This window comes from Salipaludibacillus sp. CF4.18 (assembly GCF_051262595.1).
Classification (GTDB): domain Bacteria; phylum Bacillota; class Bacilli; order Bacillales; family Salisediminibacteriaceae; genus Salipaludibacillus; species Salipaludibacillus neizhouensis.
Map to the genome: position 1 here is coordinate 18957 of NZ_JBIMEV010000052.1, position 11417 is coordinate 30373.

Consider the following 11417-nt stretch of genomic DNA (forward strand, 5'->3'; position numbering starts at 1 on the left):
CTTTGTTTAATTAATTTTGATTTGGTTATCTACTTGCGTTTCGATCGGTGCCCCTTCTTTCTTTTCTTTTATAAGCTCTAGGATATTAACAGAACTATAAAATAGGATGAGTACGCCAGACACGGGTAAAGATAAATACACTAATCCCATTGGTATCCCTAATGAAGGTGAAATCTGAGCCATTGTAAGAGATACTGCTCTGGATCCACCGTAAATCATAATAATGGCAGCGAAAAAGAGGAAACCAAATTGAATCACTAAACCTAATGCCAGTTTCTTCCCATCTTTTAGTTTTTCACTTAAAAGAGTGATCGCTATATGACCCTTTCGACCTACTACATATGCTGCTGCTAACATCGATAACCATATTAAACCGAATCGAACAAACTCTTCCGTAGCAGTACTTGGATTGTTTAATATGAATCTACTGATTACCTGCCACGCCGTAACCGCTACCATTAACGCAAAAACTGTACAGGTAACAAATTCAAGCACTCTATCGACATATTTTTTAGCGTTTATCACTAGAAGCACCTCCTCATTACTCTTCTTCTGTATCACTAAGATTTCTGATCGCTTCATACATTTCATTAAATTCGTCATTTTCCTTAAACTGCTCATGTATAGGCTGCACAGCGTCTTGGAATGGCTTTTTATCTACTTCGTTATAAACAACCCCGTATTCTTCTGCTGCTGTTTGTTTTTCGTTTTCGACTGCCTCACTCCATACTCCTTTTTGAAACTCGGTTGATTCCTCAGCCGATTCATGAACCGCTTCGATTTGTTCTTCCGTTAAACCTGCTAAACTCTCTTCATTTATTACGATGATATCTGGTACTCTCGTATGTTCGGAATACGAGTAATACGGGGCAACCGCACCGTGTCCAGCTGTTACCAAAACGAATTCATTATTTTCTGAACCATCAATAATACCTTGCTGCAAAGAAGTATATACTTCGCCACTGCCCATCGGAGTTGGCGAACCACCTAATAGTTCAATCATCTCGATCGCAATTTCACTCTGCATGACCCGGATGATTTTCCCTTCTAGATCTTCAGGTGTTTCAATAGGTCCCTCTGACATATAAAAGTTCCTTGCGCCGGAGTCATAATACGTTAATCCAACGATCCCCATATCTTGCGTAGATTGATAGACAGGATCCATAATATCGTCATCTTCTAACACTCGGTAATAATGTTCCTCACTATCAAACAAAAATGGAATCCCGAAAACAGAATAAATATCTGAAAAACTCTCTAATGCTGCGCCACTAACTTTTGTCATATCAATCGCGCCAGTTTGCGTCAACTCAATAAGTTCTCTTTCTCCACCTAATTGACCGTCCGGAAAATAATCCACTACCACTTCTCCATCCGTTTTTTCCTCTACTAGTCTTCCGAACTCTTTCATAGCATCAATAACTGGCTGACTGTTACTTGCATATCCGAATCTTAAAACCTGAGTATCTTGTTCCGCACCAGCTCGAGTACTACAACCAGAAATGAGTACTAACATCGCTAAACCGGCAACTAACGCAAGAATATTCTTTTTCATTCTCTTCTGCCTCCTCCCCCTTGATATCGCAACGCTTACATGTAATTGAAAAAAATAATGTTTTCTTCTTAAACGTAAGAATATAGATATTCTGTTAAACAAGTAATTGCTAATGACTGTCCGTAAGGCATAGTAGTTGTTTTAATTTCTTTATAAAATTCTAAATTGTCACCCATTCCTGTACCTACTGACACTTTATTAACTGCTCCATCTTCGCTAATCTCATTAATAATTCCTTTGACCGCTTTCACAGCCACTTCCTTATATTCTGGAGAAATATATCGTTTGCGGACAGATTTTAATATTCCGTAAGCAAAACCAGCCGTTGCAGAAGATTCAAGATAAGATGTTTTGTCGTTTAACAGCGTATGCCATAAACCGCTTTCATCTTGGAGTTTAGCTAACTCTTTTACTTGACTATTTAATGTATCGATAAGAAATTCTCTAAAGAAATCTCCTTTTTTCAAGTCCAATATTTCTATGATTTCCGGAATGGCAATCGTGATCCAGCAGTTGCCTCTTCCCCATAACGCTTCTGCATAATTATGGTTTCCTTCAAACGTCCAACCATGAAACCATAAGCCGGTTTTTTTGTCGGCTAAATATTTTATGTGTATTAGAAATTGTTTTTTAGCTTCTTCTATATATTCCGGTCTATTTAATAGTTTTCCAATTTTCGCTAGAGGCAATACCGTCATCATTAAAGTATCATCCCAGAGCTGATTTTTATTTTCCGGACCATAGGTCATATGTTGCAACCCATCGTCTGTTGTCCTTGGCATATCGTACATGACCCATTCTGCCCACTCTTCTAAATATGGAAGATACGTCTTGTCCTTTGTTTCTTCATATAAATAAGCCAGGGTTAATAGTGGGGCCATAGTGTTCACGTTTTTCGGCGGAGCACCTTCTTCCAATCTATCATTAAACCAATCCATCACCACATTATAGGCTTTTGGATCTTTTGTTATCTCCCAAAATCTATATATTCCATATAAACCAACACCTTGTGGCCAATTCCACACACTCCAACTTTTGTCGTCCACAATGAGTCCGTCAAAATCCAACAAAAATTCTCCAGATTCATCTTTGATCTGCGAAAGGTTGTTAATTAGCTTATCCATATAATTTAAAACTTCTTTTTTTTCAATAAATGGTTTATTTTCACTCATAAAATTACCTCCAAGTAATAAAATATAAAGCCCTTACAATTTTCATTATAAAGAAACCTTCCAAATAAAACAACATAAAACATTTTAAAACAAAAACAAACACTCAAAAAACGACCAAATACACACTATTCCACACACATTCACAGGAAGCATGGGGACGGTTCTGTGCTTCATTGGCGCCATTGAGTTCTCTACTCTTTTAATGGAAGATAGGATGTCACTTGAATTCGCTTCTCGGAGATACTTTCCTCTATTTAAAAGTTTTTTAATAGAAAAAGATACGCAATCGGACTTGTTTGAACCTTTATTCGTGCATGTAATTTATTCTAAAGTGCACACTATCATTTGGGGACAACCCAATAACTTATATGGAGGAATATACATGAATTTTGCAGCACACGAACTTTTGGAAACATCGGAAGCTTTAAGAACCAAAGCAGCCGAGATTGAACAACATGGGATGTTTGCCAACCAATGTAATGATCAACGCTTGAAAGGGATATTAGAAAAGCATCAACAACAAATGATGTCTGCCTACCAACAGGGAATTAACCTTGCGCAAGGAAGAGGTGCCCAGTTAACTCATCAAACTCCTAACTTTCAGACCCAAAATAACTACCAATCACAAGGTTCTAATCAAAATAATCAATCTAATAATGCTACTATGCAACATCAATCGACCATGTCTGCTCCGATGATGAATCCACAAACTCTTTCGGATCAAACTATGGCTACTTTAGCTCTTAACACCCATAAAACAGGTTCGATGATGGGAATGCAGTGGGCTAACGAGTGCGTAGATACATTGCTTCGTACATACCATGTTAACGGAGCTAACCTATGTCAAGAGATGGCCTATGAGATCTGGACTTGGATGCATCAAAATGGCTATTACCAACCAGCTACTTTTAATTCGACACAAACACACCAAATGAAAGATATGTTTCAGAACATGGGATCCGGATCAATGAACCAAATGCAAGGAAATCAAAACCAAAACCAACATCAAAATTATCAAAATCAAAACCCAATGCAATAAAAATGAACACGGTAACTTTATAAATAAAACCAAGAGCGTGTGTGTGAACCGCTCTTGGTTTTGTCTTATATTACTGCCTTATATAAATGGAAAAGGAGGATGTAACAATTGGCCGATATGACCTTATTTATTAAAGAAGCCACGAACGAGGAGCCCATTCAAACACTAGAAACCGTTTTAATGCAAATGGATGGCATTGAAAGAGCTTTAGTGGATACGAAGGATGGAGAAGTAAAAATCACTTATCATGAAAGTCAAATTTCGGAGGAAGAAATCACTGGTACCATTCAGAAGCGCTTTGTTATTTATGGATGAAATTCTTTTTTAATAAAGTCCTATTAAAAAAAGCCTATTAGAAAGCAATTTTAGCTGCTGATAGGCTTTACTTATGCTTCTAGAAATATAACTTTGCAGGTTAGATAAACTTACTACTATCCGTTCATCAAATAGTGTTCACTACTCTTGATCCAATAACCATTTACGCAATTTTAACTTTGGATAATACACATTGTTATTTATAATAATATGTGGAATGTCTGAATGGTCTTTAATTAAAGAATTTGCATCTTCTTTCGATATTCCCATAAAATGATGAACTTCGCTTTCTTTCAACAGTTCAGGTTCTTCGTCATCATCCAAGGAATCTATTATACTTTTAGCATTTGGATTATTAATGTTTTTTAACCCGTCTCCAATAAAATACCCTGCGGCCGCTATGGCTATTGCTAACCAAAAAAAATCAAGTTCCATTCTTCTCTCTCCTTTGTTTTTATAATCCACTAACAATGGAGTGACTTGTTTTTTTGTGCTTGCTTTCTCTATCAGCTGTGCCATTTTTATGGGATTCCTTGCAATGACCGACACACGATAGCCATTATCTGCTAACCAAAGTGACACATTCGATAACATCCCTGTACCACCAACGACCAATGCATGTTTCATTTATATTCGCTCCTTCTATAAAATTTCTCAAACTAAGTAAGCTGTAATCATTCGGGCTTAACTTCCATTTTAAATCGAAAAACATCTTTTTTAATTCTTGTTACAAATAGTTTTCGCCTCTGCAATTATCGTTTTCATTAATGCATTAACCGTTTGGCTTTTTGCTAATCTTGGACTTTGTCCGGACCAAAGAGACATAAATTCTCGATTTCTTTGCGAAGAAGAAGCTTTTCTAATTCCTTTTGTTAAGGTGTTTTGTACTGGAAAGCTTGGTATCAAGGCTTCGTTTTGGTGCATTTCCAAGATGAATTTATTATTAACTCCCCTTGCCCACTTTCCTGAAAAAGAACGAGTGAAGACAATCTGATCTTCATGAGCTTGAAGAATTTCTTCTTTATGTAACTCGCTAGCGCCACTTTCCGTGCAAGTTAAGAAAGCAGTACCCATTTGAACACCCTTCGCACCTAAACAAATAGAGGCCATTAACCCTCTCCCATCCATTATTCCTCCAGAGGAAACAACCGGAATATTAACATTGTCGACAACTTGCGGGATCAGTGACATTAAACCTACTAAACTCTCTTCATGCTCAACTAAAAAGTTCGCTCGATGTCCACCAGCCTCACTACCTTGGACAACTACCATATCCATTCCTTCTTTTTCAATTTCCATGGCTTCTTTAACCGTTGTAGCTGTGCCAATTACGATAATGCCATGCCGTTTCAACTCTTTCATCACGTCTCTTGAAGGTATACCAAATGTAAAAGAACAAACAGGGACCTTTTCTTCGATTACCATGTTTATTTGTTCATGGAATTCTGCTAAAACTTTTTTATATTGAGGAATTTCCAAGCTATCTTTAGCGTATATATTCAGTTCTTCACGAATAGGCTGCAATAACTGATTAGCGGTTTCCACTTCTTCCTCTGGCACTTCAAATTCAGTTGGTACAAATAAGTTTATACCAAAAGTATTGTCAGTTAACTGCGTTATTTCTCTAATTTGTTCACGCATTTGATCGGCAGTCATATAACCTGCACCAATCATTCCTAGACCACCAGAATTAGAAACTGCCACTACCAATTCCGACGTTGTTACTCCACCTGCCATAGGCGCTTGAATAATCGGATACTCAATATCTAAAAGTTCCGTAACCTCATTAGTTCGCATAACTCCCACCTCGCATTCTTAGTTTCAAAACATGGGGACGGTTCTCTGCTTCTTTATCACCGGTGGAATACTCCTCAGGAAATGAACCACATAAGAAAAACTGCCTTGCAGTCATAGATTACTTTCACTCCCATTCAATTTACAGTGTATTCCCTATCTTCTATAAGTTCACCAATATGTATCGTTGAATAATTTAAGATTTTATTCTGAATTTCACGAGGGTACATTTCTTTAATATCTTCTCAACGTTGCCTTTCGAAAAATGTCAAATTCAGTTATAAAGATCGACTAGTATCTACCCTAGTGGAATTTTTTCCTTTAACTTGCTTTAACGTCGCTACTATAAGAAAGCTAACAATCACTAATAAGAGCCATGAACTGACCTTTCCTAAATGAACGAGACTCCATGCATCGGTTTGGTTAGGATATTCCCAGGCTCCGAAGAACGTTGCGATGTTTTCGGCTATCCATATAAAAAATCCAATGAGCACAAAAGAAAGTGCGATTGGCATACGGTAACGAGTTCTATCAATCTCGTATATGACCCATGATTTGCAAAAGACAATAATGACAAGTACAGATAAGCCCCAACGAACATCCATCCAAAAGTGGTGGGTGAAAAAATTCACATAAATGGCAGCTGCAAGAGGTACAACGATCAAAAACGGTGGCCACTTAACCAGTTCAATCTTTAGCCTCCTCCACGCCTGGCAAAGATAACTCGCTACACTTGCATACATGAATCCGCTATACAAAGGCACTCCAAAAATCTTGGAATATCCATCCTCTGGATAAGACCAGGAGCCCATATGTACCTTGAAGAGTTCAAGAGCAAGTCCAATAAGGTGAAACAATGTGATCACCTTTATTTCCTCCCGTGTTTCAAGTCCAGACCGCACCATCAACCATTGCATCAGAAGGCAAATGATGAGAAGCCAGTCGTACCGTGGCAGGAAAGGAAGGGTTATGAGCTGGGTGAGAGCCAAAGAGGCAAAAATAACGACAGGAAATAAGCATGCAAGGGCCTGCTCCCGCCCAAAACGAAGGAGTTGTTTTAGTGATCTCATGATTTGTTCCTCCACAAGTTTTTTCTGAATTATATGTAGACACGGGGACGGTTCTCTGCTTCAATTCTCCGCAAAAAATGAAGCAGAGAACAGTCCCTTGCTTTGCCCGTCCCTTGCTTTGCTTTACTTTATTTTATTCTTTTCAAATCAGCTTCATTTATCGAATCACCAGTAATTTCAAAAAATAGTTCCTTATTATTGACTAATTCAAGCGTGACTTTTTTGTTTATCGGTGTTCTATCCCCGTTATCTTCTCTATTACTGTCAGTCAAAATAAAAATTTCCATTTCAACCTCTCCATCTAACTCAAAATCTTCTTTTAGGAATTCAAACCTTAATTCTTCTCCATTTTCAATTCTAGAGCCGTCAGCATTAGTCATACCTTGTGAATGATTCAATATTTTTGTTTCTAAACCATAAAAATCAAAATTAGCGTTGTTTTTTATGTTTATAATCATATTATTCTCATTTGGTTCAATAAGAGTATCTGTGCTATCTGAACAAGCAGATAAAAAAGTAAGTAACAAAATTATCATAAATAAAGACCATAATCTCTTCATTATACTACCCCTCGTTAATATAAAATTTCATTTACCAATTAATGGAATAATCACTTTCTTAAAAAGTTCGATAATCTTATTGTTGTTCATTGTCCCTTTCACTTTGGTATTCAAGAAGATCTCCAGGTTGACAATCCAAAGCTTTGCAAATTGCTTCTAACGTTGATAAACGAACCGCCTTTGCCTTTCCATTTTTTAATATAGAAAGATTAGCCATCGTGATTCCAACTCTATTTGATAGTTCTGTCACGCTCATTTTCCTTTTAGCAAGCATCACATCAATATTGATAATAATCGCCATCTTATTCACCTCATACCGTTAAATCATTTTCTGATTTTATATCTATAGCATTTTTTAACAGCTTTTGAAGAACAGCAGCAAAGACTGCAATCACCATGGAAGCAAAAATCATGACCATTCCAAGTAATATGATACCTGGGGCGTCGTCTTTCTCCGCTATGAGAAAGAAAAGTGGCATGCCTACCACATATAAGGCACTGATTGTGAAAGCACAGTATTTTATTTTCTTTAAAGATTTTACAGATAATTCCGAAAAAGCTTTATTCTTGTCAATATAGCTTAAAAGTTTAAAAGCTTGGTACAGAGCAAAGTAAAAAGGTATCGCCGTTGCATACAAATCGATGAAAATAAGATATTTTATATAAGCAATATCCGGATACAATTCTGCTGCAAAACTCGCTATCTCAGGCACCAAAAATAGGCACAAAGCAATAACTGGAATGCCAATAATAATCAAAGCAATTTTTAAAAACAGAGTTGTTCCTCGTTTCATAATAAGCACCTCACTTATTTATTATTAAATTTGACTTTATCATATATTTTATCGATTATCAATAAATTATTGTTGATATGTATTGTGTTTCTATTGTTAATAAGAAAAACATATAGCATCTTTTATTAAAAAGAGCTGTCAATTTATTTTCCGAAAAAGACAAAAAGCATTTCCTATTATCCAGAAATGCTCTATAACTAAAGACTATTCAATTTTTAACTAGATTTTGTAATTTAAAATTTGCTTTCACTAAAGCACGAGGTGAATCAGTATCGTCAAGTTAATTTCTTGGTGGCGAATCTTTCCTCCCGATAACCAAACATCATCCTCCACTAGAAAAGTTAAACATGATAATTCCTAACACTCCTACTAATTGAATGAAAATTCCAACCGAACTGCAAATTAAACCTGACCTTGCTAAACCTTCACCAACGTCACTTGATTTTTCTATTTCTTTCACAGCTTTTCTCGCTGTCACAATCCCAATTACCCCAAAGACTAAGCCAATGATAGGTAAAATTATCGAAAGAATCCCCACAGTTAAAGAAATAACAGCATTACTATTTGTTTTAGTGGCCATTAAAAATCCTCCTCAACCTATAAATCACTCTAAAAACAAGGTTGTTAAACTCTAACACTAAACCCAGAAAAAGCTAAGGAAAACACAGAGAACCGTTATTATTCTCCACTGTTAAAAGAAGAAGGATACAATTAAATATCCTACGATGATAACAATAATAAGTATACCTGTTCCTTTCCAACCAAGGCTATTGACTAAATCTATTAGACCACCAGATTGGGCTCTGTTAGCAGCATCTATCATATTTCCGGGTTGGGTTTCGTTTTAATTCTTCTTGTCTCATTCTCTCTCTCCGTCTTTCAGGAGTTTCTTTATCACTATTCATACAATCCCCCCTCCAATAAATCACTAACACCAGGCAAAGGCACACCATTTGTATATCGGAATTACTTATATATTTTTCTCCAAGCCAGTAAAGAAACCAATAGAACTGCACCTAACCCCAATAATTTGGTCCAATAAAAGTTCACCAGTTCTGAAATATCGAATAGTAAAAGTTCCTCCAAAAATTACGATTACTGTAACGGATAATTGAATAAGATACGAGTTGATTTTCACCGACAAATCCCCCCCAATTCCGTCAAACTATGAAACAGGTACTTTTTCGAAATGTTCCACTGTTGGAAATGGATCATAGAAATGATGCAGTTGCCTCTTCCACTCTTGATACTCTTCCGATTGTCTAAATCCAACTGTATGATCTTCTAATGTTTCCCACTTCACTAACAGTAAATATTTCCCTTTCACTTCTAGGCATCGTTGTAATTCGTGAGATATGTAACCTTTCATTGATGAAATGATTTTTGAGGCTTCCCTAAATGCATCCTCGTAATCATCTTCCATTCCTTGCTTAACTTTCAGCATTGCGGCTTCTACTATCAAACATATCTCCTCCGATTTTAGAGTAAAAAATACAGTTATCGTGACCGAATATAATCCGCTCCCTTCTTATTTCTTCAACACCTCTGCTCCCAATACTATTGAGCTTCCCATTTTTTATCTGTTAGGATCTCATATACAATTTCAGAAGAGTTTTTAGACAATGTTCCGTAATTCGATTGTCCCTCAATTTTTAATTCTATTCTATTATAATCTCGGTTTCTCCAAACGCTGTGATTATATGAATTCCAAGTAAAGCGAAAATCAGGGGGACCAATATCCACTTCCACATTTTCCTGCCAGTCAGCGTTTTTCAAAGCTTCAATAAGAGTTTCCACTTGATCATTCGCCTGAATTTCATTTATTGTAGCGTAGTTCCCGTTGTTTTTTTCTGTTTGACATTGATACTATTCTCATCCCATAAGCTGCTATAGACTCTATCTTTTGTAGAATCATTACCATTTGTAAGAGCCCCCTGTTGACATCCAAACAAAAAAATACTAAAAAATGTAATCACAAATAGATATTTTTTCACTTAAATTCCTCCTGACAGGGGTTATTTCTCGGAATGGACTACAAATAAAGAATATCACTAGATTAATATCTTTTCACAACGTCTGTGTTCCTCTACACTAATTTTAACATAAATAACCAATTACCCTTTTCACTCATTATACAAATATCAGCCTATACCGAAAATCTTATTAACGAATCTAAATGCCTACCAAATCAACATTGAATTTAAGAGGCATTCCTAACACTTTTTATCCCTGTACACAAGTATGTAATTTCTCCAAAGAAGTAATATTTTGATTGATTATAAAACGTCCTGCAACGTCTTATGAAGTGTATTGAAAGTAAACGTGAATCCTTCTCGTTCCAGTCGTTCTGGAATAACCCAGCGGCTTTTCAAAACCAGTTCTGTTTCCGTCCTTATCATGGCCGATCCTATTTCCAGTATCCATTTTGGGGCAGGTAAACCAAACGACTTATTCATTTCCGTTCGTAATGATTTCATAAGCTCATGGTTACTTACAGGATTTGGCGACGAACAATTAAATACACCGCTAAGATCCTCTCTTTCCTTTAGAAAAAGCACAATTTGCAATAGATCTTCAATATGGATCCAGCTAAATTTTTGTTTTCCTGTTCCTTGGACACCTCCAAGCCCAAACTTCACTAAGTTTCGATATGGTGTCATGACTCCTCCCTCTTTACCGAGCACAATAGCAGTGCGGAGAGCGACTTTTCTTGTTTTTGGTAAGTCATAAGCAAAGAAAGTTTTCTCCCAGTGTAAAGCAACATCAACTGAAAATCCTGACCCAATCTCCCCATTTTCTTCTGACATCGGGCGATCTTCCGCGTGTCGGTAAATAGTAGCCGTGCTCGAATTCATCCAAACTTCAGGTGGTTTTTCACAAGCGAACATACACTCTCCAAGAATAGTCGTTGTCTTGACCCTTGAATATATGATTTCCTTCTTATTTTCTTCATTATATCGGCAATTCACTGATTTTCCAGCCAGATTAACCAGAAGTTCTGCACCTTCTAATGCTTCTATTATTCCGGCTGTATCCTCCCAGGAAATGTACGGAGGTTGTCTTGATATAATTTTCACGTCATATCCAAGCTCTTCAAATTTAGTCTTAAAATATTTAC

Annotated in this window: 17 protein-coding genes and 1 pseudogene; 2 read left to right on the plus strand and 16 right to left on the minus strand. The window is 36.6% G+C overall.

What is annotated here, in order from left to right; genetic code table 11:
• Positions 1-6 precede the first annotated feature (6 nt).
• The 3 genes from ACHABW_RS21045 to ACHABW_RS21055 all read right to left on the minus strand — a co-directional run bounded on the left by ACHABW_RS21045 (position 7) and on the right by ACHABW_RS21055 (position 2727).
• Entirely contained in the window at positions 7-525 is a 519-nt protein-coding gene (locus tag ACHABW_RS21045; RefSeq protein ID WP_435758274.1) for a TRAP transporter small permease, read from the minus strand.
• 16 nt (positions 526-541) lie between these two features.
• A complete protein-coding gene (locus ACHABW_RS21050) occupies positions 542-1555 on the minus strand; it encodes a TRAP transporter substrate-binding protein (protein WP_435758276.1) in 1014 nt (337 codons plus the stop codon).
• 68 nt (positions 1556-1623) lie between these two features.
• A complete protein-coding gene (locus ACHABW_RS21055) occupies positions 1624-2727 on the minus strand; it encodes a glycoside hydrolase family 88/105 protein (RefSeq protein WP_110935530.1) in 1104 nt (367 codons plus the stop codon).
• Positions 2728-2878: 151 nt separating this feature from the next.
• Between ACHABW_RS21055 and ACHABW_RS21060 the strand changes: the two genes are divergently transcribed.
• Together ACHABW_RS21060 and ACHABW_RS21065 are read left to right on the plus strand one after the other, a co-directional pair.
• A complete protein-coding gene (locus ACHABW_RS21060; RefSeq protein WP_435758278.1) occupies positions 2879-3766 on the plus strand; it encodes a spore coat protein in 888 nt (295 codons plus the stop codon).
• Between the two features lie 117 nt (positions 3767-3883).
• Positions 3884-4081: a heavy-metal-associated domain-containing protein gene (locus ACHABW_RS21065; RefSeq protein ID WP_223292351.1), complete on the plus strand. Its 198-nt coding sequence runs from the start codon at positions 3884-3886 to the stop codon at positions 4079-4081.
• Between the two features lie 141 nt (positions 4082-4222).
• Here ACHABW_RS21065 and ACHABW_RS21070 read toward each other — a convergent pair whose 3' ends face one another.
• The 13 genes and pseudogenes from ACHABW_RS21070 to ACHABW_RS21130 all read right to left on the minus strand — a co-directional run.
• Positions 4223-4708, minus strand: a complete 486-nt coding sequence (locus ACHABW_RS21070; protein ID WP_435758280.1) for a hypothetical protein — start codon at positions 4706-4708, stop codon at positions 4223-4225.
• A gap of 90 nt (positions 4709-4798) precedes the next feature.
• Positions 4799-5878: an NAD(P)H-dependent flavin oxidoreductase gene (locus ACHABW_RS21075; RefSeq protein ID WP_435758282.1), complete on the minus strand. Its 1080-nt coding sequence runs from the start codon at positions 5876-5878 to the stop codon at positions 4799-4801.
• 275 nt (positions 5879-6153) lie between these two features.
• The gene (locus ACHABW_RS21080; protein WP_435758284.1) at positions 6154-6945 is read right to left on the minus strand and encodes a DUF817 domain-containing protein; all 792 of its coding nucleotides are present in this window, start codon (positions 6943-6945) and stop codon (positions 6154-6156) included.
• Positions 6946-7073: 128 nt separating this feature from the next.
• On the minus strand, positions 7074-7505 hold the full coding sequence (locus tag ACHABW_RS21085) for a hypothetical protein (RefSeq protein ID WP_435758286.1): 432 nt from the start codon (positions 7503-7505) through the stop codon (positions 7074-7076).
• Positions 7506-7581: 76 nt separating this feature from the next.
• Complete coding sequence (locus ACHABW_RS21090) at positions 7582-7806, minus strand: helix-turn-helix domain-containing protein (RefSeq protein WP_435758287.1); 225 nt, start codon at positions 7804-7806, stop codon at positions 7582-7584.
• A gap of 10 nt (positions 7807-7816) precedes the next feature.
• Positions 7817-8299, minus strand: coding sequence for a DUF2975 domain-containing protein (locus ACHABW_RS21095; RefSeq protein ID WP_435758289.1), 483 nt, complete (start codon positions 8297-8299; stop codon positions 7817-7819).
• Positions 8300-8621: 322 nt separating this feature from the next.
• Complete coding sequence (locus ACHABW_RS21100) at positions 8622-8879, minus strand: DUF4190 domain-containing protein (protein ID WP_435758291.1); 258 nt, start codon at positions 8877-8879, stop codon at positions 8622-8624.
• A gap of 111 nt (positions 8880-8990) precedes the next feature.
• Positions 8991-9204 (minus strand): annotated as a pseudogene (locus tag ACHABW_RS21105) (DUF6366 family protein).
• 65 nt (positions 9205-9269) lie between these two features.
• Complete coding sequence (locus ACHABW_RS21110) at positions 9270-9437, minus strand: hypothetical protein (RefSeq protein WP_435758293.1); 168 nt, start codon at positions 9435-9437, stop codon at positions 9270-9272.
• A 27-nt stretch (positions 9438-9464) separates the two neighbouring features.
• The gene (locus ACHABW_RS21115) at positions 9465-9761 is read right to left on the minus strand and encodes an antibiotic biosynthesis monooxygenase family protein (RefSeq protein ID WP_435758295.1); all 297 of its coding nucleotides are present in this window, start codon (positions 9759-9761) and stop codon (positions 9465-9467) included.
• Between the two features lie 95 nt (positions 9762-9856).
• Positions 9857-10096: a hypothetical protein gene (locus ACHABW_RS21120; RefSeq protein ID WP_435758297.1), complete on the minus strand. Its 240-nt coding sequence runs from the start codon at positions 10094-10096 to the stop codon at positions 9857-9859.
• A gap of 23 nt (positions 10097-10119) precedes the next feature.
• Positions 10120-10293 (minus strand): hypothetical protein, encoded by a 174-nt coding sequence (locus ACHABW_RS21125; RefSeq protein ID WP_435758299.1) that lies wholly within the window; start codon positions 10291-10293, stop codon positions 10120-10122.
• A gap of 282 nt (positions 10294-10575) precedes the next feature.
• On the minus strand, positions 10576-11417 hold an 842-nt coding region (locus ACHABW_RS21130; RefSeq protein ID WP_435758301.1), incomplete at its 5' end, for a TIGR01777 family oxidoreductase.

What these genes read in the sequence shown, in the direction of transcription:
- ACHABW_RS21055 (WP_110935530.1), bottom strand. Translation starts at nt 2,727, where the DNA reads ATGAGTGAAAATAAACCATTTATTGAAAAAAAAGAAGTTTTAAATTAT.
- ACHABW_RS21095 (WP_435758289.1), bottom strand. Translation starts at nt 8,299, where the DNA reads ATGAAACGAGGAACAACTCTGTTTTTAAAAATTGCTTTGATTATTATT.
- ACHABW_RS21085 (WP_435758286.1), bottom strand. Translation starts at nt 7,505, where the DNA reads ATGAAGAGATTATGGTCTTTATTTATGATAATTTTGTTACTTACTTTT.
- ACHABW_RS21065 (WP_223292351.1), top strand. Translation starts at nt 3,884, where the DNA reads ATGACCTTATTTATTAAAGAAGCCACGAACGAGGAGCCCATTCAAACA.
- ACHABW_RS21080 (WP_435758284.1), bottom strand. Translation starts at nt 6,945, where the DNA reads ATGAGATCACTAAAACAACTCCTTCGTTTTGGGCGGGAGCAGGCCCTT.
- ACHABW_RS21050 (WP_435758276.1), bottom strand. Translation starts at nt 1,555, where the DNA reads ATGAAAAAGAATATTCTTGCGTTAGTTGCCGGTTTAGCGATGTTAGTA.
- ACHABW_RS21060 (WP_435758278.1), top strand. Translation starts at nt 2,879, where the DNA reads ATGGGGACGGTTCTGTGCTTCATTGGCGCCATTGAGTTCTCTACTCTT.
- ACHABW_RS21075 (WP_435758282.1), bottom strand. Translation starts at nt 5,878, where the DNA reads ATGCGAACTAATGAGGTTACGGAACTTTTAGATATTGAGTATCCGATT.
- ACHABW_RS21100 (WP_435758291.1), bottom strand. Translation starts at nt 8,879, where the DNA reads ATGGCCACTAAAACAAATAGTAATGCTGTTATTTCTTTAACTGTGGGG.
- ACHABW_RS21090 (WP_435758287.1), bottom strand. Translation starts at nt 7,806, where the DNA reads ATGGCGATTATTATCAATATTGATGTGATGCTTGCTAAAAGGAAAATG.
- ACHABW_RS21070 (WP_435758280.1), bottom strand. Translation starts at nt 4,708, where the DNA reads ATGAAACATGCATTGGTCGTTGGTGGTACAGGGATGTTATCGAATGTG.